Below are 18,883 nucleotides of genomic sequence, written 5' to 3'. Positions count from 1 at the left end.
GCCGCGTCTCACGCGCTCGTCGCCGTCAGCGACAGGTCCAGCCCGACGTGGTCGATCAGGTAGTTCGGGACCTCGCCGGCGTCGTCCGCGTAAAACCGCTCCGGCGGGGCGAGTTCCCGCCAGAACACGCGGCGCTCGAGGGCGTCGACGTGCAGTTCGAGCTCGTGGTCAGCCGTCGGCTCCTCGAGGAAGACGTAGTCGATCCGCTCGCCCGCGTCGTCGCTGGGGCAGTACGCCGGCGGCGCACCGCTCGGATCGAAGGCGCAGCCGTCGATGATCGCGTGGTCGTTCGTTCCGCCCGGCCCGCTCCCGTGCTCGAGCCACGCGTCGTACAGCCCGGCGGTCGACGCGAACGCCTCGAGGGCGTCGGCCGCCGCGCCGTCCGGCGCGATGTTGAAATCGCCCGCGACGACGGTCACGTTCTCCGGGCTGGTCCGCTCGGCGACGAACGCGCCCAGTTCCTCGAGTTGCCGCCGTCGGAGCGCCGGGATGTCCTCGTCGCCGCCGTCGGCCCACGGGAGGAGGGAGCCGGTCACTAGATGCGTCGTAAACAGGTCGACTTTCCCGGGACCGAGGTCGAGTTCGACGTAGTTGACTCCTTTCCCGACGTGCGCGTCGACGTAGGTCAGGTCGTCGCCCGGTTCCGCGTCGTACTCGAGGGTCGCGCGGTCGGTCACGGGGACGCCCGCTACCAGATCCAGCAGTCCCGCTCCCTTCTCACCGCCGTCCGGTTCGGGGCCAGCGATCGCCGTCCCGGTCCCGGCAGCGTCGACGTACTCGGTCCCGACGGTTTCCTGCTCGTCGTTGAACACTTCGCAGAGTCCGACGACGTCGTATCCCTCCTCGCCGAGTCGGCGCCCGAGTTCGGTCGCTCGCTCCTGATACTGCGGTTTCGCCGCGACGTTGAACGGGAGGCCCGCGACCCCCTCCATGCCGTCGGTGAGCCACGAATTCGCCCAGAGGAACCGATACGACTCCGGCTCCGCCCGGACGGAGTTCGAGACTCCCGCTGCGCCGAGCAGCGCGCTGCCGAGACCCGCCGCACCAGCTTTCAGCGCCGTTCGCCGTCGAAACGTCGGAAGACGTGTACTGTCAGTCATACGTCCACGTCCGACTGCTGGTCGAACCGTCGTCATCATTTATAATAACTCAATAGATATTTGATTACGTATATTTAGAGAATGGTACTATTCGTCAGATAGGGAAATATTCCGGACTCGAGGTTTCCGATTCCCGAGCGCGTTCCACCTCCTCGCTGTCGTGAGTACGCCCGTATCGGCGCTAACACGTTCGGGAGAAGAGCGATCCGTCTGGCCCACCCACGCCCTCACACGCGGTTTAGGTACGCCTAAACTGCGAGGACCGATCACCGATGCCAGCCACTGACTTCGATACCGAACGGACGTACGACGACGATCGATTCACCCCGCGCACCGTCTTCGAGAGCGATCGACAGAAGGTCGTCCTCGGATACTTCGAGCCCGGACAGTTCATCCCGGTCCACGCGCCGGGGAGCGACGTGGCGATCTGCGTCCGGTCCGGCCGCGGACTCGTCCGCGAGGGCGACGCCGAACACGACGTCGAACCGGGAGACGTGGTCGTCGTTCCGGCCGACGTCGACCGCGGCGTCCGCGCCGGCGAGGAGGAACGTCTCGAGGCACTGCTCGTGACCAGTCCGCCCCCGACCGACGCCGAACACGTACCCGTCCGGGAGGGATTGAAACGGGGCGTCTTCGATCCCTAACTCCGACGGTTACGTCGTCACCGTAGCGTCACCGCCTCAGTCGACGCAGTAGTCGCCGCTCGAGCCACCGAAACTCACGTCGGTCGCGAGGGAGACGGCACTGATCAGCGGCGTGTACGCCATGTCACGTCCAGCGCGAGGGCGGTCCCTGCGGTCGCGTCGGCCGCTCTCGGCTCATCCCAGTTGGCGGACCGCCGAGCCACCGCCGTCGAAGTACCGATGTCGATTGCGGAGGTAGACGACGGCCGCGATCCAGAGGACGCCGATGAACGCGTAGATGGCGTAGCCGTCCGGATGGCCCGACCCGCGGAGCGTCGCCACCGCGTAGACGAGCGCGTACGTCCCGATCGGTGCGCCGACGTACGCCAGCGCGTTCGGTACCCGTTCCGTTTTCGAACTTCGGGGAGCGGTCGCATCGACGAAAAGCGCACCGAGGGCGACTACCGATAGGGGAACCAGAACCAGAAGCCCGAGCAGCGAGAGGGCGAATCCGAGACCGCCGGCGGGAACCTCGAGGAGCACGGAACCCACCACGGGCGGTGCGACGAGAACGTACGCGGCGAGGATCTTCCACCACTTCGGATCGGGGACGGTCGAATCGCCGTCGTCCGACGCGTCCGGGGCTCGGCGCGCTCGCCGGAGTCTCGTCGTCACCCAGTCGGCGAACTGCGCGGCGACCGTCGCGAACAGAACGACGAATCCGGCACCGAGAGCGAGGATGAACGGTGTCCCGATCACGGTGACGGCGGTCCACCGCGACGGTTCGGAGCCGATCGTCACGATCGCGTTAGCGACGAAAACCAGTACCGTCGCGACCGAGGCGGCGAGACCGGTCCAGATGCCGGCTCGGCGGCTCTCCGTTTCCCGATCGCTGTAGTAGTAGCCGACGAGCAGTCCGGCCAGCAAGAGTGGCGCACCCGAAACGGAGCCACCGGCGACGACGTCGTCCGTAACCGGGTTCCAGGAGAGAGCGAGGGTAACCGGGATCGTCGCGAGGCCGACGAGGATCGCGACCCGCAGCGCGTCGTCGGTCACGCCGTCGCGGAGGGTATGGAGGGCGCGGATTGGGCGCATGGCGTCAACAGAATAATACTATTCGCAAACCCATTAATGTATTGACGAGTGGAGCCGGAACGTCCGCACGGGGCTACTCGATCGACGGCTCCGCCGACCGCTCCTCGGCCGTGGGCGTCTCCTGGGTCACCTCGAGGAACGCCTCCTCTAAGCTCCGCGCTTCACCGGTCTCGGCGCGGGATTTCAGCGTCTCGGGGTCGCCCTGGGCGACCAGTTTTCCGTCGTGCAGGACGCCGATCTCGTCGGCCAGTTCGTCGACGACGGGGAGGATGTGCGTCGAGAGGAAGATCGTCATCTCCTGGTCGGCCAGATCGGCGATCGTCTCTCGCATCGTCCGGGCCGCGCGCGGATCCAGTCCGCTCGTCGGCTCGTCGAGGAAGGCGACGGCGGGTTCGTGCAACACGGCCTGGATGACGCCGATCTTCTGGCGCATCCCCTTCGAGTAGCCCTCGATCCGTCGGTCGGCGTCCTCGAGCAGATCGAACCGCTCGAGCATCGACTCGATTCGCTCGCTCGACTCCGCCTCGGGGAGGTCGCGGAGCCCGGCGGCGTACTCGAGTTGCTCGCGGCCGGTGAGCTCGTCGTAGATCGGCGGCTCCTCGGGGAGGTAGCCGATGTGGGGCGTGACGGAATCGCGGTCGGTGATGGGGTTCCCGGCGACGCGGGCCGTCCCGGCGGTGGGTTTCACCAGCGTCGTCAGCATCCGCATCGTCGTCGTCTTCCCGGCCCCGTTCGGGCCGAGGAAGCCGTAGACCGTCCCGCGGTCGACGTCCATCGTCAGGTCGGAGACGGCGGTCGTCTCCCCGTATCGTTTGGTCAACCCGTCGGTTTCGATAGCGGGGCCGGCAGCAGGACACATACGGGTTGCTTCGTCCGACTATAATTAAAGGTGTGTCATTTCGCACGGTCCCCGCTCACCGCCGTCTCCACTCCGGCCCGCCCGTCGCGGGAATCGCCGATCGACGCTCGCGAGCCGAGCGCCGGACTCGAGGTCGAGTCGCGTGACGCCGAGCGGAGCGACGACCCTACCGGTCCGGTGTCGTCCACACCCCCTCGACGTAGTTCTCGACCGAGAGCGGTTCGACGGCGTCGAGCGAGACGGTCGCAGCGTCGAGCGCCGCGTCGGTCTCGTTTGCCGTCGCGTTCGTCTCGGTCTCGTTAGCGTCGGTACCGTCGTCTCCGCCGGGCGACGATTCGACGGCCCGCCGCTCGAGGATCGTGCCGCCGTCGCCGACCGCGACGTCGTACGAGGACCCCATCGCGACGCCGTCGAGTTTCGATTCGACGTCCGTTTCGTGCCGGCGCCACTGGCCGGCTGATCGGCGCTCGTAGATCGTCCCGCCGTCGCCGGCAGCGAGTCCGTCGGTCCCGTCGCGGTCGACGGCTCGGATCGCTCGTCGCTTATCGTCGACGACGTGGGGCGTCCAGCGGAAGCCGTCGTAGCGATACACGATCCCGGAGCCGGCGGCGACGTTCACGTCGCGCTGGCCCTGGCTCGCCAGATCGAAGAACGCGCCGCCCGCGAAGTCGATGCCGATCCGCTCCCACGTCTCGCCGCCGTCGGCAGTCTCCCCGACGAACTGGCTCGTGGTACAGACGTGGCCCGCCTCTCGGGCGTGGAAGTCGATTCCCGGGATCGTCGAACCGCCACCGGGTTTGAGTACCTCCTCGTACTGCATCGCACCGCTGTCCTGCCGGACGCCGACGAGCAGTTCGCCGGAGCCGTTGACGAAGTACACCCGCTCGTTCTCGCCGGCGGTCCCTCGCACGGCGCAGTCCTCCCAGGTGCTGGTCTTCCCTTTCGGTGCGGAGTAGTTGGTCAGCGTCCGCGTCTCGACGTTGTACTCGCCGATGACGCCGCTCCCGCCGACGAACCAGACCGCTCGGCCGTCGTCGGTGGCATCGATCCCGGTCAGGCGACGGCTCCGGGCCTGCGGGCCGTACGCCACGACCGTCTGCCAGCCGTTCTCGCGACGAGCGATGACGTTTCCGTCGGCGCCGGCCGCGAACGGTCCCGCCGCGGTATCGACGGCGTCGTTCAGCGCCTTTCCGGTCGGCGAGTCGGCCCGTTCCCACTCGCTGTCGTCCGACTGGGCGACTGCCGAACCGAGCCCGAGGACGCCGGCGGTCGTCGATACGGTCGCGAGCCGAAGCACATCGCGTCTGGTCTGTCGGGGCATCGCGATCCGGGGTAGCGCTCGAGCGGCTATAAGCCCCCGAGACATTCTAATTCGGTACAACGAGCGCGGAAGCGATTCGGTCCGGTCGATCGAGTCCGGCGCATGACAAAACACAAATTATTTTCCGGACGTAGGACGCGCTCTCAGATATGGTCCCCCAAATGCCATATCGGTCGCGAGTCGGAGGTGACCGCTGATGTCGCGGGCCCCCCGCCTCATCGCCAGAACCGAGTTTCGGCGATCGATCCGAACGATCGCGTCCGACACGACGAAACTCCTCGTAACGGGGATTCTGGCGCTGTTCATGGGAGGTTTGGTTCTCATCGCCGGCAGATACGTGCTCCCGGAGCTGGGCGCCGAGTTCGCCGCGGGAGTGTCGTCGAACACCGCGGCGTTCGCGACGGACCTCGTCACCGGCGGCGTCGGCGTCGGCTGGTTCTTTCTGCTCTTCTTTACGGCGCTGCGCGCGTTTTCGACGGCAGCGGACCCGGACGAACCGGAGTTCCTGCTGACCTCGACGTCGCTTCGGAACGCCGTCGTCGGCGTCGTCGGCGCCGAAATCCTGCTGTTCGCCAGCTGGCTCCTGCCGGCGACGCTCGTGCTCTCGAGCGCGTTCGCCTACGGCGCGGGCACGATCTGGCCCGTCCTGTTCGGTCCGCTGCTCGTCTGTCTGGCCCTCGCCACTGCCGTTCCCGTCGGCTTCGTGATCGGCGTCGGCGTGCGACACCTCGTCACCGTCTACGAACCGATCGCTCGCTTCCGCATCGCGGTGTTCGCCGCGTTCTGGATCGCGTACCTCTGGGTGTTCGTAACGGGCCGCTTCGATCTGCTCACGAGTCGGTTGTTCTCCCTCCTGCAGGACACGCCACTGGGCTGGCCCGGCCACCTCCTGCTCGCGGCCGTCCCGAACGTCGCCGCCTCGAGTACGGCGATCGCGGGCGGAATCGTCGGCGCCGTCGCCGTCAGCGCCGCCGCGTTCACCGCTGCGATCGCTATCGCGGGCGTCCACTGGTTCGCCGATCCGGCGCGGTTCGAGGACGAGGAGGCGACCGCGACGGAGTCGTCGAACCGCCTCACCGACCTGCTCTCCCGCGGACTCTCGCGGCCGGTCCGATCGGTGACCGTCACGGCGATTCGGCGGACGAAGCGAGCGCCGATCCGGCTGGCGTACGTCGCCTACCCGCTGTTCGGCTCGATCGTGTTCTTTCAGGAGATCGTCCAGACCGGACGCGTTCCCGCCCACATCGCCGTGATCCTCTCGCTGTATCTCGTCTGGGCCGCCGGCGCGCTGTTCACGCTCAACCCGCTGGGCGATCTGGGCCGCGGGCTGCCCGCCGTCGTGGCGTCCCCGCTTTCGGGCCGACAGGCGATCACCGGGCTGGTCGTCGCCGGCGCGCTCGTCGCCGGCCCGATCGGCTTCGTCGGCGCGCTCGCGCTCGGGCTCGCCAGCCCCCTCTCGCTCGAGCGGACGGCCGCGCTGGTCGCGGGCACCACCGTCGGCACCGTCGTGACGCCCGCGCTCGCGACGGGGATCGGAACGGTCGCGCCCCGCTTCGGCAGCGTCAAGGTCACGAACAACCGCGAGGCGGTGATGCCGAGCAAGACCGCGTTCGTCGTCTACTCGATAGCGATCGTCTTCCCGGCGATCGCCGCGATCGTGCTCTACACCGACGCCCCGGAACTGATCGCCGACACTATCGTCGCCGTCTCGTCGTGGCTGCCCGGTCCCGCGCTATCGGTCTCCGCGAGCGGGATCACCATCGCCGCGTGGAGCGTCCTCGTGGCCGGCCTGATCGCGCCCGTGATCTCGTATCTGTACGCCGTCGAGCGGTTCGACTGGTACACGCTCGACTGACCCGTCTTCGAGACGATCCGAATCCGAACGGACCTGGATTCGGTGTCGGCGATCCCGCCGACCGACCGATGTCGGCGACCCAATACTTTATTCCGGGAGCCGAGAAACCCCTCTCCCGATGCCACAGCTGTGGCGGCTGACACGGAACCGGTACGGCCGCGCCGTCTACGACGCGCTCGGGCGGGTCGGAATCACGGCGACGGAGATGGTCGAGTACGTCATCGCGCTCGAGGACGCGCCGGCCGCCGACGGCGGGCCCGGAGTCGGGACCGACGCCGACGGTCGGACCGGGTACACGGTCGAGGTCTGCGATCCGTCGACCGTCGAACCGCTGGACGCTCCGGTCGAGGAACTCCAGTCGGACGAACTGGTCGTCGCCGCGCTCGAGGACGGCCGTCCCCGCGGCTACCTGTTTTGCTCCGTCGATGCGACCCACGAGATCCATCCGCTCGAGCGGGAACTGCGCTTCGAGGGCGCCTACATCAGGCGCGTCTTCGTCGATCCGGACCACCGCGACCGCGGCATCGCGACGGCGATGGTCGGCGAGACCTGCCGACTGGCCCGAGAGCGGGGCGCCGAGCGCGCGACGGCGCTGGTCGCCCTCGATAACGGCCCCTCGCGGGCCCTGTTCGAGCGCCACGGCTTCGCCCCGCAGCGACGCCGGCGCTACGTCAGGGTCGGGCCGCTCTCCCATCGGTCAGTCCGGTCGCCCTGACCGCTTCTGCTGGTGTATTCGGCAGTTTCAGTTGAGTACCGAGAACGCAGTAGTCCACTGTACCCGACATAAACTATATAGATCTGTACTAAGTAAATAGTTCTCGGAGCAGCTTTATTCCCGTCCGGGTGGAGGTGTCACTCGAGCGGATGACCAACGAACTGCGAGAGGCGATACGGGGCGTCAGGAACCGACTGGACCTCGCCGATCGACGGGTCGGGACGACGGCGGATCGAACGAACGTGCTCGAACAGTTGACGGGCGCCGACTACATCAGTCTCGGGGCGCTGTTCGTGGGCTGGGCCAGCGCCCTGCTGTTCGTCGGCGGCGAACCCAACTGGGCGCTGCTGGCCATGTTCGGCGCCTTCCTGCTGGACAAGGCCGACGGCTGGTACGCCCGCCGGACGGGGACGTCGTCGCCGTTCGGCCGGCAGGTGGACTCCTTCATCGACATCTTCGCCTACCTGGTGCCGGCGGTGCTCCTCTATCACTTCGTCCTCGCGCCGCACGTGGTCGCCAGCCTCGTCGTCGGCTTCCTCGTGCTGGCCTTCGGCGGCCTGCGACTGGTCCGGCACAACGAGGAAGGGTTCGGCTCCGACGACGGCGCGAGTTACTACCACGGAACCACCGTCGTCCACACGAACCTCCTCGTGGTGGCGAACTACTTCGTCGCCGCCCTCGTCGGCCCGTGGAACGGGTGGATCGCGGGGCTGCTCGTCGCCGTCGCTTGCCCGCTGATGGTCTCGGACTACAAGGCCTACAAGACCGACGGTACCCACGTTCTGGCCGGCCTCGCCGCGGTCGCGGCCGTCGGACTGGCGCTCGGCCTCGAGTTCGGACACCTATGACGTGTCGGGGCGAGTACGCCGCGGTCGATCGGGGGCCGCGCACGCTCCGAATCGATCCCCACGTGCACACCGCGGCGTCCTTCGACGGGACGACGACGCCCGCGGAACTGGTCGACGCGGCTCGCCGCGCCGGTCTCGACGGGATCGCCGTCACCGATCACGACACGGTCGACGGCGCCCGCGAGGTCGCGCGACTGGCGCCCGACGACCTCCTCGTGATCGTCGGCTGCGAGGTCTCGACCGCCGACGGCCACCTGCTCGCGCTCGGCGTCGACGACGCGCCCGAACCCGGCCGTCCGCTCCCGCAGACGGCGCGCGCGGTGCGGGACGCCGGCGGGATCGCGATCGTTCCCCATCCGTTCCAGCGCTCGCGCCACGGGGCCCGTGGGACCGCGATCGACGACGTCGACGGCATCGAGGTCTACAACGCCCACGCCGTCACGAACCTTCGCAACCGGCAGGCCGACCGGTTCGCGACCCGCCGCGACTACCCCCGGTTCGGCGCCAGCGACGCCCACCGACCCGCGAACGTCGGTCGCGCCGCCACCGACGTTCGGCTCCCCGCTGACGCCGACCCGTCCGCGAACGCCGCGCCCGCGGTCGAGACGGTCCTCGAGGCGATGCGCGCCGGTCGAACCGAGGCCGTCGGCCACCGGACGCCGACCTGGCAGTACCTGACCAAGGTCGTCGGCAACGCCTGTCGGAAAACCACCTCGCTCTCGCTGTTCTGAGACGGGCTCGCTGTTCGGAACGCGGTCGCCGTCGGCGATACGGCCGCGGCGGTCCCAGTTCTCTCGCTGCCACCGTGACTCGGGGACGTCGCTCGAGTCCGTTCCGACCGACCCGACCGTGAAAAGCTACTTCTTTATCAGCATTGAGAACTACGTACCGAACAGTACCGCTATGATGGCGCTCACCCACGGGTTCATGGCCCTCGCGGCCGCCGTCCTCCTCCTGCCGGCCCTCGGCGAGTCCGCCGGGCCGGCGCTGCTCGCGGCCGCGTTCCTCGGCGGGCTCGCGCCCGACGCCGACCTGGTGGCGAGCCACCGGAAGACGCTGCACTTCCCGGTCTGGCTCTCGGTCGCGACGCTCGCGCTCTCGGGGCTCTCCCTCCTAACGGGATCGCCTGCGCTGCTCGTTCTGACGGTCGCCGTCGGCGCCGCCGCCCTCCACTCGGTATCGGACCTGTTCGGCGGCAGCGCCGAGCGCGAGCCGTGGAACCCGACGACCGAGAACGGGGTCTACAACCACGTCCTCGGCCGCTGGCACCGACCGCGCCGGTACGTCCGCTACTCGGGCGCGCCGGAGGACTTCCTGGTCTGTCTCGCCTTCGCGGCCGTCGCGATCGGCTCCGGGCTGACCGCGCCGGCCGCCGACCGCACGCTGGTCGCGCTCGTCGCGTTCGCCGGCGTCTACGCGCTGTGTCGGAAGCGACTCGCGACGATCGGCGCGGTCGCCGGCGGGCTCGTCCCGACGCGATTGCGCGCGATCGTCCCGGTAATCCACGTCAAGGAGTCGGAGACGGACGGGACAACGGTTGACGTTCGGTTCAGGCGTTGAGGAAAAGACACAGCAAACAACGGTCAGAGATGTGATCGTTAGCCCCAGTCACAAACAGCTTCGCGGCGGTAGAGATAGTGTCATCAAGTGCTTCGTCTAGGGTTCGCTTTTGGCGAGTAATTCACAGTATTGTTCTTGCCGGGGCCAAGAACAGAACTGATAGCCTGATATTTCCGCACTATTTTACTGTCGTACAGGCCGTGACAATCGATCGGTTCGTCCTTCGCCTCGACGGAAGATCGTACTGGCCGTCGCTTTATCGATACCCGCCGCTTCGGCGACCGTCGCGAGCGTGCAGTCTCGTGGCACTTCGAAGTCCCTCCCGTATCGCGATCTCGAGGAGTTCGCGCTACCGATCGGTCGGTAGCGTCTCCGTGTCCGCGGTGTGCACCAGCGGGTAATGGACTATAATAAATAAACTATGGTGAATATAACAACAATGAATTTATAACATATTGGAAGTTATTGTTCTATAGATATTAATAGAGAATGCGCTATTCCAATAATAAATTCGGCCTCTCCGAGGATAAAACGGTTGCAGCGATGACGGCAATGGCAATTATCGGCGTAGCTGCCAGCATAGCATTCGGAGGCGCTACCAGCGCTCTCTTAGAAGTAACGTATTATGCCACCAGTAGTGGGGCAGCAGCAGCAGGCGGTGCGGCTGGTGGTACGGACGCAGTTGTCGGGGCAGGAATCAGCGCCTCGTCCCTAAGTGGTGTCGCACTCGCCGGAGCAGTCACCGGTGGAGCAGGGCTCGTAGTCGGTGCTGGTGTATAAGTACTCGAAGGAGAAATCAGTGTATGAATAGAAGCAACAACAGTGTCGAACGCCACACTGCAAACATTGTCATATTGGCCGGGTCATTAGCGACAGCAATAATATATATACTGTCTGACTACGTGACGATCGAACAGACAATACTCGTCGCTTCAGTTCCAGTAGTTGTGGCCGGACTCGTTGCAGCGGCTTCGATACTCTATTGGCAATCGGAGTAGCAGTGATACGGACAATACGATCCGATCCTCCGCTTACCGCATCGATCGTCCTCTTTTTTGTCGGAGTGTCTGTAGGTCTATTAACGCAGAGTCCGATTATCCCCGTCAATTCTCCCACAGGAGGTGAGCAGTCGATCTGGTTTTTCTTCTCGAGAAATGCTATGGTAGCAACTCTTCTTTATGTCGGTACGTTCACTTTTGGAGTTAGCACTTCAATTACGCTATTTTACAATGGCTTTGTTGTAGGATACGCGCTTAGTGGGAGTGAGAACGTTCTATATTCCATTGTTCTCTTAGTACCACATGCTATCGTTGAATTACCAGCGTTTTGGCTTGCGGGTGCAGCAGGTCTACGCGTACCGTTCGAATTGATCCGATATTTTTCAGGAAAACAAGAGACATTACTCAGAAAGTCGTCCGTGAAGCGGAGTGGCCGTCAGTTCGCTTTCGCGATTCTGTTGCTCGGTGTTGCAGCGTGGATAGAAGCGATAGTAACACCGATGGTTGCCATCGCGTTTTAGCGAGTTACATTATACCCCATTCCGCTCGGTACCGCATATATTGAGCGATCGAATCACTCGCTTTATCGCTTGGCATTGCGGACCAGATAAATTTCCCGCTGAAAATGGGCAGCCGGGTGATCTGAACCGTGTGACGGATCGATTTCGCTTCCCTCGAGCCGGCCTTATTCCGAGCGGCCCCACTCGGCGGCGCGCTTCGGACGGTCGGTGATCGACTCGACGTCGATCGGCTCGTCCTTCGCCTCGAGCGCCTCGAGGGCGGCCGACGCGCTGGCGGGCGTCGAGAAGTAGGTGATCTCCTCCTCGACGGCGACCTCGAGCAGGTCGCGGTCGCGCGAGACGATGAGGTCGACCTTGCCCTCGCGGACGGCCTGTGCGAGGTCGACTTCCTCACAGAGGTCGAAGTACTTGGTGAAGCCGTCGACCAGCGCCTCGCCCTCCTCGGTCTCCGGGTCCGGGAACTTGTCGGCCGAGAGGTCGATGATGGCGGTGCCCGACTCGGGGATCGGTTTGCCCGTCGCGTCCTGGGCCTTGTCGTAGGCCTTGCCGAACGTGTCGGCGCTGCCCATGACCTCGCCCGTGGACTTCATCTCCGGGCCGAGACGCGGGTCCGAGCCCGGCAGGCGGTCGAACGGCAGGACGACCTCCTTGATCGAGGTCTGCTCGGGGATCTGCTCCTCGACGTCGAGGTCCGCGAGCGAGTCGCCGGCCATGACCTTCGCGGCGAGCTTGGCGATCGGGACGCCCGTGGCCTTCGAGATGAAGGGGACGGTACGCGAGGAGCGCGGGTTCGCCTCGAGGACGTAGACCTCGCCGTCGCGGACCGCGAGCTGGACGTTGAGCAGCCCGACGGTGTCGAGCGCCTCGGCGATGTCCTCGGTGACCTCGCGGACGCGCTCGAGCGTGTCGTCGTCGAGCGAGCGCGGCGGGATCATACAGGCCGAGTCGCCGGAGTGGACCCCCGCGGCCTCGACGTGTTCCATCACGCCGCCGATGAGGACGTCCTCGCCGTCCGCCACGGCGTCGACGTCCAGTTCGACCGCGTCCTCGAGGAAGTCGTCCACCAGGATCGGCTTGTCCGGGCTGACGCGGACGGCCTCCTCGATGTAGGTCTCGAGCTCCGCGTCGTCGTAGACGACGTCCATCGCGCGGCCGCCCAGCACGTAGGAGGGGCGCACGAGGACCGGGTAGCCGATCTCGTGGGCGAGCTGCATCGCCTCTTCCTTGCTGTGGGCGGCGCCGCCCTCCGGCTGGGCGATGCCCATGTCGTCCATCAGGGCGTTGAAGCGGTCGCGGTCCTCGGCTAAGTCCATCGCCTCGACGGACGTGCCCATGACCTCGCAGTCGAGCCCGCGGCGCTCGAGTTCGTCCTCGAGCGGTTCGCCGATGTTGACGGAGGTCTGGCCGCCGAACTGGACCATCACGCCGTCGGCGCCGGTCGCCTCGGCGACGTCGGCGACCTCCTCGGCCGTGATCGGCTCGAAGAACAGGCCGTCGGACGTGTCGTAGTCGGTCGAGACGGTCTCGGGATTGTTGTTGACGACGTGGGCGTCGATGCCCATGTCACGGAGCGCCTGGACCGCGTGGACCGAACAGTAGTCGAACTCGACGCCCTGTCCGATGCGGATCGGACCGCCGCCGACGACGATCACGCTCTCGACGTCGCGATCGACCTCGAGCTCGCCCGAGGCGGCGTCGCCCAGCAGCGGCCCCTTCTCGAACTCGTTCTTGCGCGAGGAGTAGTAGTACGGCGTCTCGGCCTCGAACTCGCCGGCGCAGGTGTCGACCTGCTTGTAGGTGCGACCCGGGACCTCGCTCTCGACGGTGTCGACGTCGGCGCCGGCCGTCGCGGCGATCGACGCGTTGGTGTGGCCGGCGATCGCGGCCTCGGTGAAGTCGCCCTCCTGTGCGGCGAGCGTCGAGTCGGCGATGCGCTTGAAGCGCTCGGCGTACCACTCGAAGATGCCCGTCAGTTCGACGACCTCGTCGACCGTGTAGCCGCGCTCGTAGGCCTCGAACATCGCGTACGGGCGGTCGGGGGAGGGACGCTCTAAGTACTGTTCCTCGAGTTCCTCGTCGCTGACCTCGGCCCAGTCGACGTCGGGTTCGTACTCGCTCGAGCGAAGCGCCTTCAGGAGCGACTCCTCGAAGGTGCGGCCGATGGCCATCGCCTCGCCGGTCGACTTCATGGCCGTCGTCAGCTCGAAGTCGACGTCGTCGAACTTGTCCTTGGGCCACCGGGGCACCTTCGTGACGACGTAGTCGATCGCGGGCTCGAAGGCGGCCGTGGTCTCGCCCGTGATCTCGTTCTCGATCTCGTGGAGGCGCTTGCCGAGCGCGACCTTCGCGGTCACGCGGGCGATCGGGTAGCCGGTCGCCTTCGAGGCCAGCGCGGAGGAGCGGGAGACGCGCGGGTTGACCTCGACGACGCGGTACTCGCCGCCGGGAGTACCGTCGTCGCGCCAGGCGAACTGGATGTTACAGCCGCCCTGAATGCCGAGTTCGCGGATGACCTCGAGCGCGGCGGTGCGCATCTCCTGGTGGCCCTCGTCGGGGACGATCTGGGAGGGCGTGACGACCGTCGACTCCCCGGTGTGGATGCCCATGGGGTCGATGTTCTCCATGTTGCAGATGATGATACAGGAGTCGTCGGCGTCGCGCATGACCTCGTACTCGTACTCGACCCAGCCCGCGATGGACTCGGTGATGAGCACCTCGCTGTTACGCGAGAGGCGCAGCCCCTTGCGGACGCGGCGCAGCAGTTCGTCCATCTCGTGGACGACGCCCGAACCGGAGCCGCCCAGCGTGTAGGTCGTTCGGGCGATGACCGGGAGCCCGCCGACCTCGTCGACGGCGGCCTGGACGCGCTCTTTCAGGTCGTCCTCGGTCATCTCCGAGACCTCCTCGCCCTCCTCGAGCGAGATGGTCGTCGACGCGGGGACCGGCTGGCCGATCTTCTCCATGCGCTGGCGGAAGAGGTCGCGGTCCTCCGTGGCGTAGATCGTGTCCAGCGGTGTCCCCATGATCTCGACGCCGTACTCCTCTAAGACGCCCTCCTCGGCGAGTTCGGCGGTGACGTTCAGTCCGGTCTGGCCGCCGAGGCCGGCGATGACGCCGTCCGGCTGCTCCTCGCGGATGATCTCCGCGATGGCCTCGGTCGTGATCGGCTCGATGTAGACGCGGTCGGCCATCTCCGGGTCCGTCATGATCGTCGCGGGGTTGGAGTTGACGAGGACGACGCGGGCGCCCTCCTCCTGTAGCGCCCGGCAGGCCTGTGCGCCGGAGTAGTCGAACTCGGCCGCCTGCCCGATCTGGATCGGGCCGCTCCCGATCAGTAAAATCGTGCGTCCGTCGCCGGTGTCGCCCTCGCTCTGGTGGTCCGTACTCATTTCTCTTGTTCGTCCGGAGTTCGTACATCGTAATAAGCCCCACGATACAGTACGAATCTCGAAATGGCTTTTCGAAATTCGAACCCGCGGCTCGATGCGCTTCCCGTTCGGGGCGATGGGTTCCTCCGTTTCGACGGAAAGTCCCGGGATTTTATCCGATCTCCGGCGTGATCGGCCGCTCCGTCCCACGGATCGACGATCCGCCGCGTTCCCCGCCTCGAGTTCACGGATCGACGCGCGGACGAGCGGGATCACGCGCCGCGGCCGAATCGCTTATCGTGACTCCCTGACTGTTCGAACGCAACGAGATGGTCGACGCCGGACGCACAGGTTCGCTGCCGTCGGGAGCCGTGCTGTACGTCGATCCCGACGAGACGGCTCGACGCCGCGTATCGCTCGCACTCGCGACCGGCGCGGACGATGCGGACGACGCCGCGATCGAAATCGAGACGGTGACGACCGCGGCCGCCCTCCGCGAGGCGCTCGCCGACGAGTCGAGCGCGTACGCCTGCGTCGTCACCGAATATCGCCTCGCGGACACGGACGCGGACGCGCTCGCGCTGTACGACTCCCTGCGGGCCGACGGACTCGCGACCGTGCCGTTCGTTCTCTACACGGACGACGGGAGCGAGGCGCTCGCCAGCGAGGCGATCACCGCCGGATTCTCGGGGTACGTTCCGAAGGGGCGTGCGGATTCGCTCGAGCGGCTGCGCGCCCAGCTTCGAACCGTGGGGGGAGCGAATCGAGGCTGCGAGCACGAGCGGGACCTCGAGCGGTATCGAACGCTCGTGGAAACGGTCGGGGACTCGATGTACGTCCTCGACGCGGACGGCCGCATCGAGATGGCCAACGAGGCCATGGCCGACGCCCTCGAGACGACGCGCGACGACCTCGTCGGCCGACCGATGAGCGACTTCGTCGTCGACGAAGACGCCGACCGCGTCCGGGCGACGCTCGAGGGCCTCCGAACGGTCGACGATCGGGCGTGGGAGACGACCGACGTAACCGTCGAGTTCGGCGACGGGACGACCTGCGACGCCGAAGCCAACGTCGCGCCACTGGTCGACGCCGACGGCGCGGTGACGGGAAGCGTCGGCGTGGTCCGCGACGTCTCGGAACGCGCGGAGCGCGAACGACGGATCCGACGGCTCCACGACGGGACGCGGCGGCTGATGGCGGCGACCGAGACCGACGAGGTAGCCCGCGTCGTGACGGAGGTCGCCGCCGACGCGCTCGATCTCGATCTCAACGCCGTCCACCTGTACGAACCGAACGTACTGACGCGATCGGCGGTCCGCTCCCCCGGCGACGGATCGGCCGACGGCCCGGCCGTAGACGGGGCGGAGGAGCCGACGGGCGCAGCGGCTGCGGACGACGCGGACCGGGGCGGACTCGTTCCCGCCGCGATGAGCGACCGCGCGGTCGACCTGTTCGACGGCTCCTCACCGTACATCGAACCCGGCGGCGGGATCGCCTGGGACGCCTACGAGGCCGGCGAAGCGATGGTTCACGGCGACGTCCGGCGGGCACCGAACGTTCGCAACCCCGACACGCCGATCCGCAGCGAGGCCCACGTTCCGCTCGGCGATCACGGTATCTTCATCGTGAGTTCGCTCGAGACCAACGACTTCGACCCGGAGACGCTGGCGCTGGCGCGGATCCTCGCGGCCAACGCCGAAGCCGCCCTCGATCGCGCCGAGCGCGAGGGCGAACTCGCCGACCGCAGCCGCGAACTCGAGCGCCAGAACGAACGGCTCGAGGCCTTCGCCAGCACGGTCTCACACGACCTCCGGAACCCGCTGACGCTCGCGATGGGCCACCTCGAGCTCCTCGGGGACCTGGTCGACGGAACGGCCGACGACCACCGCGCGGAGATCGAGTGGGCCGTCGAGCGGATGGACGAACTCATCGAGAACGTCCTGACCCTCGCCCGGAACGGACAGCGGTTGACCGAGACCGAACCGGTCGACCTCGCCGCCGTCGTCGAGCGCGCCGATCGAACGGTCGACGGCGACCTCGAGGTGGTGTCCGACGAGTCGCTGCCGACGGTCGACGGCGACGAGGCGCGGCTGTGCGTCCTCTTCGAGAACGTGTTTCGCAACGCTGTCGAACACGGTTCGACGAGCCCTGACTCGCAGGTTCAACAGGACGATCTCGAGCGCACCGGAGCGACCGTCACGGTCACGGTCGAGCCGACCCCCGAGGGGTTCGCGATCGACGACGACGGCCCCGGTATCGCCCCCGACGAACGCGATCGCGTCCTCGAGTGGGGGTACAGTACGGCCGCCGAGGGGACCGGCTTCGGACTGGCGATCGTCGCCGAGGTCGTCGAGGCCCACGGCTGGTCGATCGCGCTCGAGGAGAGCGACGCGGGCGGGTTGCGATTGGCCGTCTCGATCGACGGCGATAGGAGCCACTGAAAGTCGATGTCAGTGCACACCTGATCGCATGACGGCGTTTCGATCAGTGCGTAATTCGGTTCGGTGACTATTGTCGGGCGGTCGATCCGGTGTTTCAGAGCGCGCGGTCGTGTTCGCTCTCGAACTCGCGCTGGCGCCGGTACTGGTCGACGAACTCCTCGACGTCGAACTCGAGCATCTGGGTCTCGAACTCGGAGATAGCGGTGTCGTCGTCGGCGTGGCTGACCGCGTGTTCCATCAGTTCGACCACGAGTTCGACGACGATCTCGTGGAGTCGTCGGGCGTCGAAGTCGGTCACCCACAGCATCGCGTAGCCGACGGCGCCGTCGTCGCTGGCGTCGTAGGTGCGGACCTTCTCGGGGAACTCCTCCATGACGACGCCCAGCAGGTGGGGCGTGCCGAACTCCTCGAACTCGTCGGCGGGTTCGATCGTCTCCCGGAGGACGGCGACGAGCGATTCGGGGAAGAACCGCGAGGGCGGATGGACGTCGGTGACGACGGCGTGGGTCCCGCCGCAGGGACAGGAGTACTCGCGCATCCCCAGATCGATCTCGTGGGGGTCGATCGAGTTACCGCAGGGAAGCTCGAGGTGCCGGTCGCCGCCGGATCCCGGGACGCGGGGCTCTGCCATTGCCCGTCATTGGGCGGGCCGAGCCAAAAGGGCGACGACTCGAGACTCGAGGCGTGTGGCTGCTGGCTTTAGTCGTCAGTCGAGGCGCGTGGTCGCCGGCTACAGTCGTCGTCCTGGGTGCGTCGTCGACTCCGTCACTCCGGTCGGCGCAGCGCGATGCTGTACATCTCGCCGACCGACTCCGCGCCGATCGTGTCCACGAGGGCGTCGGCCCGCTCGAGCAACGCCGGGCCCACCTCCGAGTCCGCGGGGAGCGCGTCGACGCGCGAGCGGACCGCGGCGGCGTGGGCCTCGAGGTGGCTCGCGGTCCACGGGACTGGATCCAACAGCGTCCGCCGTCGATCGCGTTCCCATCCGTAGCCGACGAACAGGCGTCGAAGCGTTTCCGACGAATAGAACGACAGCATCGGCTCGCCGTCGACGAGTTCCGCGGCCGCGTTCTCGAGGGCGAAGAGGTCCCGAACCGCGGCGTCGTCGGGCAACGGCTCGTAGTCGTCGACGACGAGGTGACAGCCCGGCGCCGCGACGCGGGTCAGCTCGGCGACGATGGCGTCGAGATCCGCGGGCGGAACCACGTTGAACAGCCCGTGTGCGGTGATGACCTCGACGGCGTCGTCGGGAAGGGGGATCGCCCGAAGGTCGGCTTCGAGGACGGCGAGTCGCTGCTCGCTCGTCGATCCGGTCCCGACCCCGGTCCGCGTCTCGCCTCGATCCGAATCGGCGGCGTCGCGCTCCACCGGGACGCGCTCGAGCGCGGTTTCCGCGTGCGTTCGGTCGTCGGTCACGGCGTAGACCTCGGTCGCCCCGTTCGCGAGCAGGCCGGCCGTCGCGTTGCCGGCGCCGGCCCCGGCCTCCAGACAGACCGCCCCGTCGACGGGGCGGTCCTCGAGGGCGGCCGTCACGGTGCGTGGAACGTCCATGGGTCTCGTGTCCTCGCGTCTCGTCTCG

Annotated in this window: 15 protein-coding genes; 8 read left to right on the top strand and 7 right to left on the bottom strand. The window is 67.0% G+C overall.

Annotation, left to right across the window (positions count from 1 at the left end; genetic code table 11):
* Nucleotides 1-8: 8 nt before the first annotated feature.
* The gene (locus WD430_RS09915) at nt 9-1,100 is read right to left on the bottom strand and encodes an endonuclease/exonuclease/phosphatase family protein (protein WP_339102287.1); all 1,092 of its coding nucleotides are present in this window, start codon (nt 1,098-1,100) and stop codon (nt 9-11) included.
* Between the two features lie 272 nt (nt 1,101-1,372).
* Here WD430_RS09915 and WD430_RS09910 point away from each other — a divergent pair, with 272 nt between their 5' ends.
* Nucleotides 1,373-1,744 (top strand): cupin domain-containing protein, encoded by a 372-nt coding sequence (locus WD430_RS09910; protein ID WP_339102286.1) that lies wholly within the window; start codon nt 1,373-1,375, stop codon nt 1,742-1,744.
* A 174-nt stretch (nt 1,745-1,918) separates the two neighbouring features.
* Here the strand turns inward: WD430_RS09910 and WD430_RS09905 are convergent, their stop codons facing one another.
* The 3 genes from WD430_RS09905 to WD430_RS09895 form a co-directional block, all read right to left on the bottom strand.
* A complete protein-coding gene (locus WD430_RS09905) occupies nt 1,919-2,818 on the bottom strand; it encodes a DUF5518 domain-containing protein (protein WP_339102285.1) in 900 nt (299 codons plus the stop codon).
* 73 nt (nt 2,819-2,891) lie between these two features.
* Nucleotides 2,892-3,677, bottom strand: coding sequence for an ABC transporter ATP-binding protein (locus tag WD430_RS09900; protein WP_339102284.1), 786 nt, complete (start codon nt 3,675-3,677; stop codon nt 2,892-2,894).
* Between the two features lie 166 nt (nt 3,678-3,843).
* The gene (locus WD430_RS09895) at nt 3,844-4,998 is read right to left on the bottom strand and encodes a hypothetical protein (RefSeq protein ID WP_339102283.1); all 1,155 of its coding nucleotides are present in this window, start codon (nt 4,996-4,998) and stop codon (nt 3,844-3,846) included.
* Nucleotides 4,999-5,194: 196 nt separating this feature from the next.
* On the opposite strand from WD430_RS09895, the gene WD430_RS09890 reads away from it, so the two are divergent.
* The 6 genes from WD430_RS09890 (at nt 5,195) to WD430_RS22605 (ending at nt 11,495) form a co-directional block, all read left to right on the top strand.
* Entirely contained in the window at nt 5,195-6,853 is a 1,659-nt protein-coding gene (locus tag WD430_RS09890) for a hypothetical protein (RefSeq protein ID WP_339102282.1), read from the top strand.
* Nucleotides 6,854-6,971: 118 nt separating this feature from the next.
* Nucleotides 6,972-7,568, top strand: coding sequence for a GNAT family N-acetyltransferase (locus WD430_RS09885; protein ID WP_339102281.1), 597 nt, complete (start codon nt 6,972-6,974; stop codon nt 7,566-7,568).
* Nucleotides 7,569-7,717: 149 nt separating this feature from the next.
* On the top strand, nt 7,718-8,416 hold the full coding sequence (locus WD430_RS09880) for a CDP-alcohol phosphatidyltransferase family protein (RefSeq protein ID WP_339102280.1): 699 nt from the start codon (nt 7,718-7,720) through the stop codon (nt 8,414-8,416).
* Nucleotides 8,413-9,147 carry a PHP domain-containing protein gene (locus tag WD430_RS09875; protein ID WP_339102279.1) on the top strand — a complete coding sequence of 245 codons (735 nt, stop codon included), beginning with the start codon at nt 8,413-8,415 and terminating at the stop codon, nt 9,145-9,147. Before WD430_RS09880 ends, WD430_RS09875 begins: the two co-directional genes overlap by 4 nt.
* 172 nt (nt 9,148-9,319) lie before the next feature.
* Nucleotides 9,320-9,976: a metal-dependent hydrolase gene (locus tag WD430_RS09870; protein ID WP_339102278.1), complete on the top strand. Its 657-nt coding sequence runs from the start codon at nt 9,320-9,322 to the stop codon at nt 9,974-9,976.
* Between the two features lie 1,000 nt (nt 9,977-10,976).
* Nucleotides 10,977-11,495 (top strand): stage II sporulation protein M, encoded by a 519-nt coding sequence (locus WD430_RS22605; protein WP_407067118.1) that lies wholly within the window; start codon nt 10,977-10,979, stop codon nt 11,493-11,495.
* A 164-nt stretch (nt 11,496-11,659) separates the two neighbouring features.
* Here the strand turns inward: WD430_RS22605 and carB are convergent, their stop codons facing one another.
* Entirely contained in the window at nt 11,660-14,884 is a 3,225-nt protein-coding gene (gene carB, locus WD430_RS09865) for a carbamoyl-phosphate synthase large subunit (protein ID WP_339102277.1), read from the bottom strand.
* Between the two features lie 308 nt (nt 14,885-15,192).
* On the opposite strand from carB, the gene WD430_RS09860 reads away from it, so the two are divergent.
* On the top strand, nt 15,193-17,304 hold the full coding sequence (locus tag WD430_RS09860) for a PAS domain S-box protein (protein ID WP_339102276.1): 2,112 nt from the start codon (nt 15,193-15,195) through the stop codon (nt 17,302-17,304).
* A gap of 94 nt (nt 17,305-17,398) precedes the next feature.
* Here the strand turns inward: WD430_RS09860 and WD430_RS09855 are convergent, their stop codons facing one another.
* Both WD430_RS09855 and WD430_RS09850 read right to left on the bottom strand, forming a co-directional pair.
* On the bottom strand, nt 17,399-17,935 hold the full coding sequence (locus WD430_RS09855; protein WP_339102275.1) for a DUF5815 family protein: 537 nt from the start codon (nt 17,933-17,935) through the stop codon (nt 17,399-17,401).
* 134 nt (nt 17,936-18,069) lie between these two features.
* The gene (locus tag WD430_RS09850; RefSeq protein ID WP_339102274.1) at nt 18,070-18,855 is read right to left on the bottom strand and encodes a class I SAM-dependent methyltransferase; all 786 of its coding nucleotides are present in this window, start codon (nt 18,853-18,855) and stop codon (nt 18,070-18,072) included.
* Nucleotides 18,856-18,883 lie beyond the last annotated feature (28 nt).

Source organism: Haloterrigena sp. KLK7 (genome assembly GCF_037914945.1).
GTDB lineage: Archaea > Halobacteriota > Halobacteria > Halobacteriales > Natrialbaceae > Haloterrigena > Haloterrigena salinisoli.
This window is presented reverse-complemented; position numbering and strand designations above follow the sequence as displayed.

Bases quoted from the DNA above. Each gene is read 5' to 3' on its own strand.
- WD430_RS09870 (WP_339102278.1), top strand. From the start codon at position 9,320: ATGATGGCGCTCACCCACGGGTTCATGGCCCTCGCGGCCGCCGTCCTC.
- WD430_RS09875 (WP_339102279.1), top strand. From the start codon at position 8,413: ATGACGTGTCGGGGCGAGTACGCCGCGGTCGATCGGGGGCCGCGCACG.
- WD430_RS09890 (WP_339102282.1), top strand. From the start codon at position 5,195: ATGTCGCGGGCCCCCCGCCTCATCGCCAGAACCGAGTTTCGGCGATCG.
- WD430_RS09900 (WP_339102284.1), bottom strand. From the start codon at position 3,677: ATGTGTCCTGCTGCCGGCCCCGCTATCGAAACCGACGGGTTGACCAAA.
- WD430_RS09850 (WP_339102274.1), bottom strand. From the start codon at position 18,855: ATGGACGTTCCACGCACCGTGACGGCCGCCCTCGAGGACCGCCCCGTC.
- WD430_RS09855 (WP_339102275.1), bottom strand. From the start codon at position 17,935: ATGGCAGAGCCCCGCGTCCCGGGATCCGGCGGCGACCGGCACCTCGAG.
- WD430_RS09895 (WP_339102283.1), bottom strand. From the start codon at position 4,998: ATGCCCCGACAGACCAGACGCGATGTGCTTCGGCTCGCGACCGTATCG.
- WD430_RS09885 (WP_339102281.1), top strand. From the start codon at position 6,972: ATGCCACAGCTGTGGCGGCTGACACGGAACCGGTACGGCCGCGCCGTC.
- WD430_RS09910 (WP_339102286.1), top strand. From the start codon at position 1,373: ATGCCAGCCACTGACTTCGATACCGAACGGACGTACGACGACGATCGA.
- WD430_RS09905 (WP_339102285.1), bottom strand. From the start codon at position 2,818: ATGCGCCCAATCCGCGCCCTCCATACCCTCCGCGACGGCGTGACCGAC.
- carB (WP_339102277.1), bottom strand. From the start codon at position 14,884: ATGAGTACGGACCACCAGAGCGAGGGCGACACCGGCGACGGACGCACG.
- WD430_RS09880 (WP_339102280.1), top strand. From the start codon at position 7,718: ATGACCAACGAACTGCGAGAGGCGATACGGGGCGTCAGGAACCGACTG.
- WD430_RS09860 (WP_339102276.1), top strand. From the start codon at position 15,193: ATGGTCGACGCCGGACGCACAGGTTCGCTGCCGTCGGGAGCCGTGCTG.
- WD430_RS09915 (WP_339102287.1), bottom strand. From the start codon at position 1,100: ATGACTGACAGTACACGTCTTCCGACGTTTCGACGGCGAACGGCGCTG.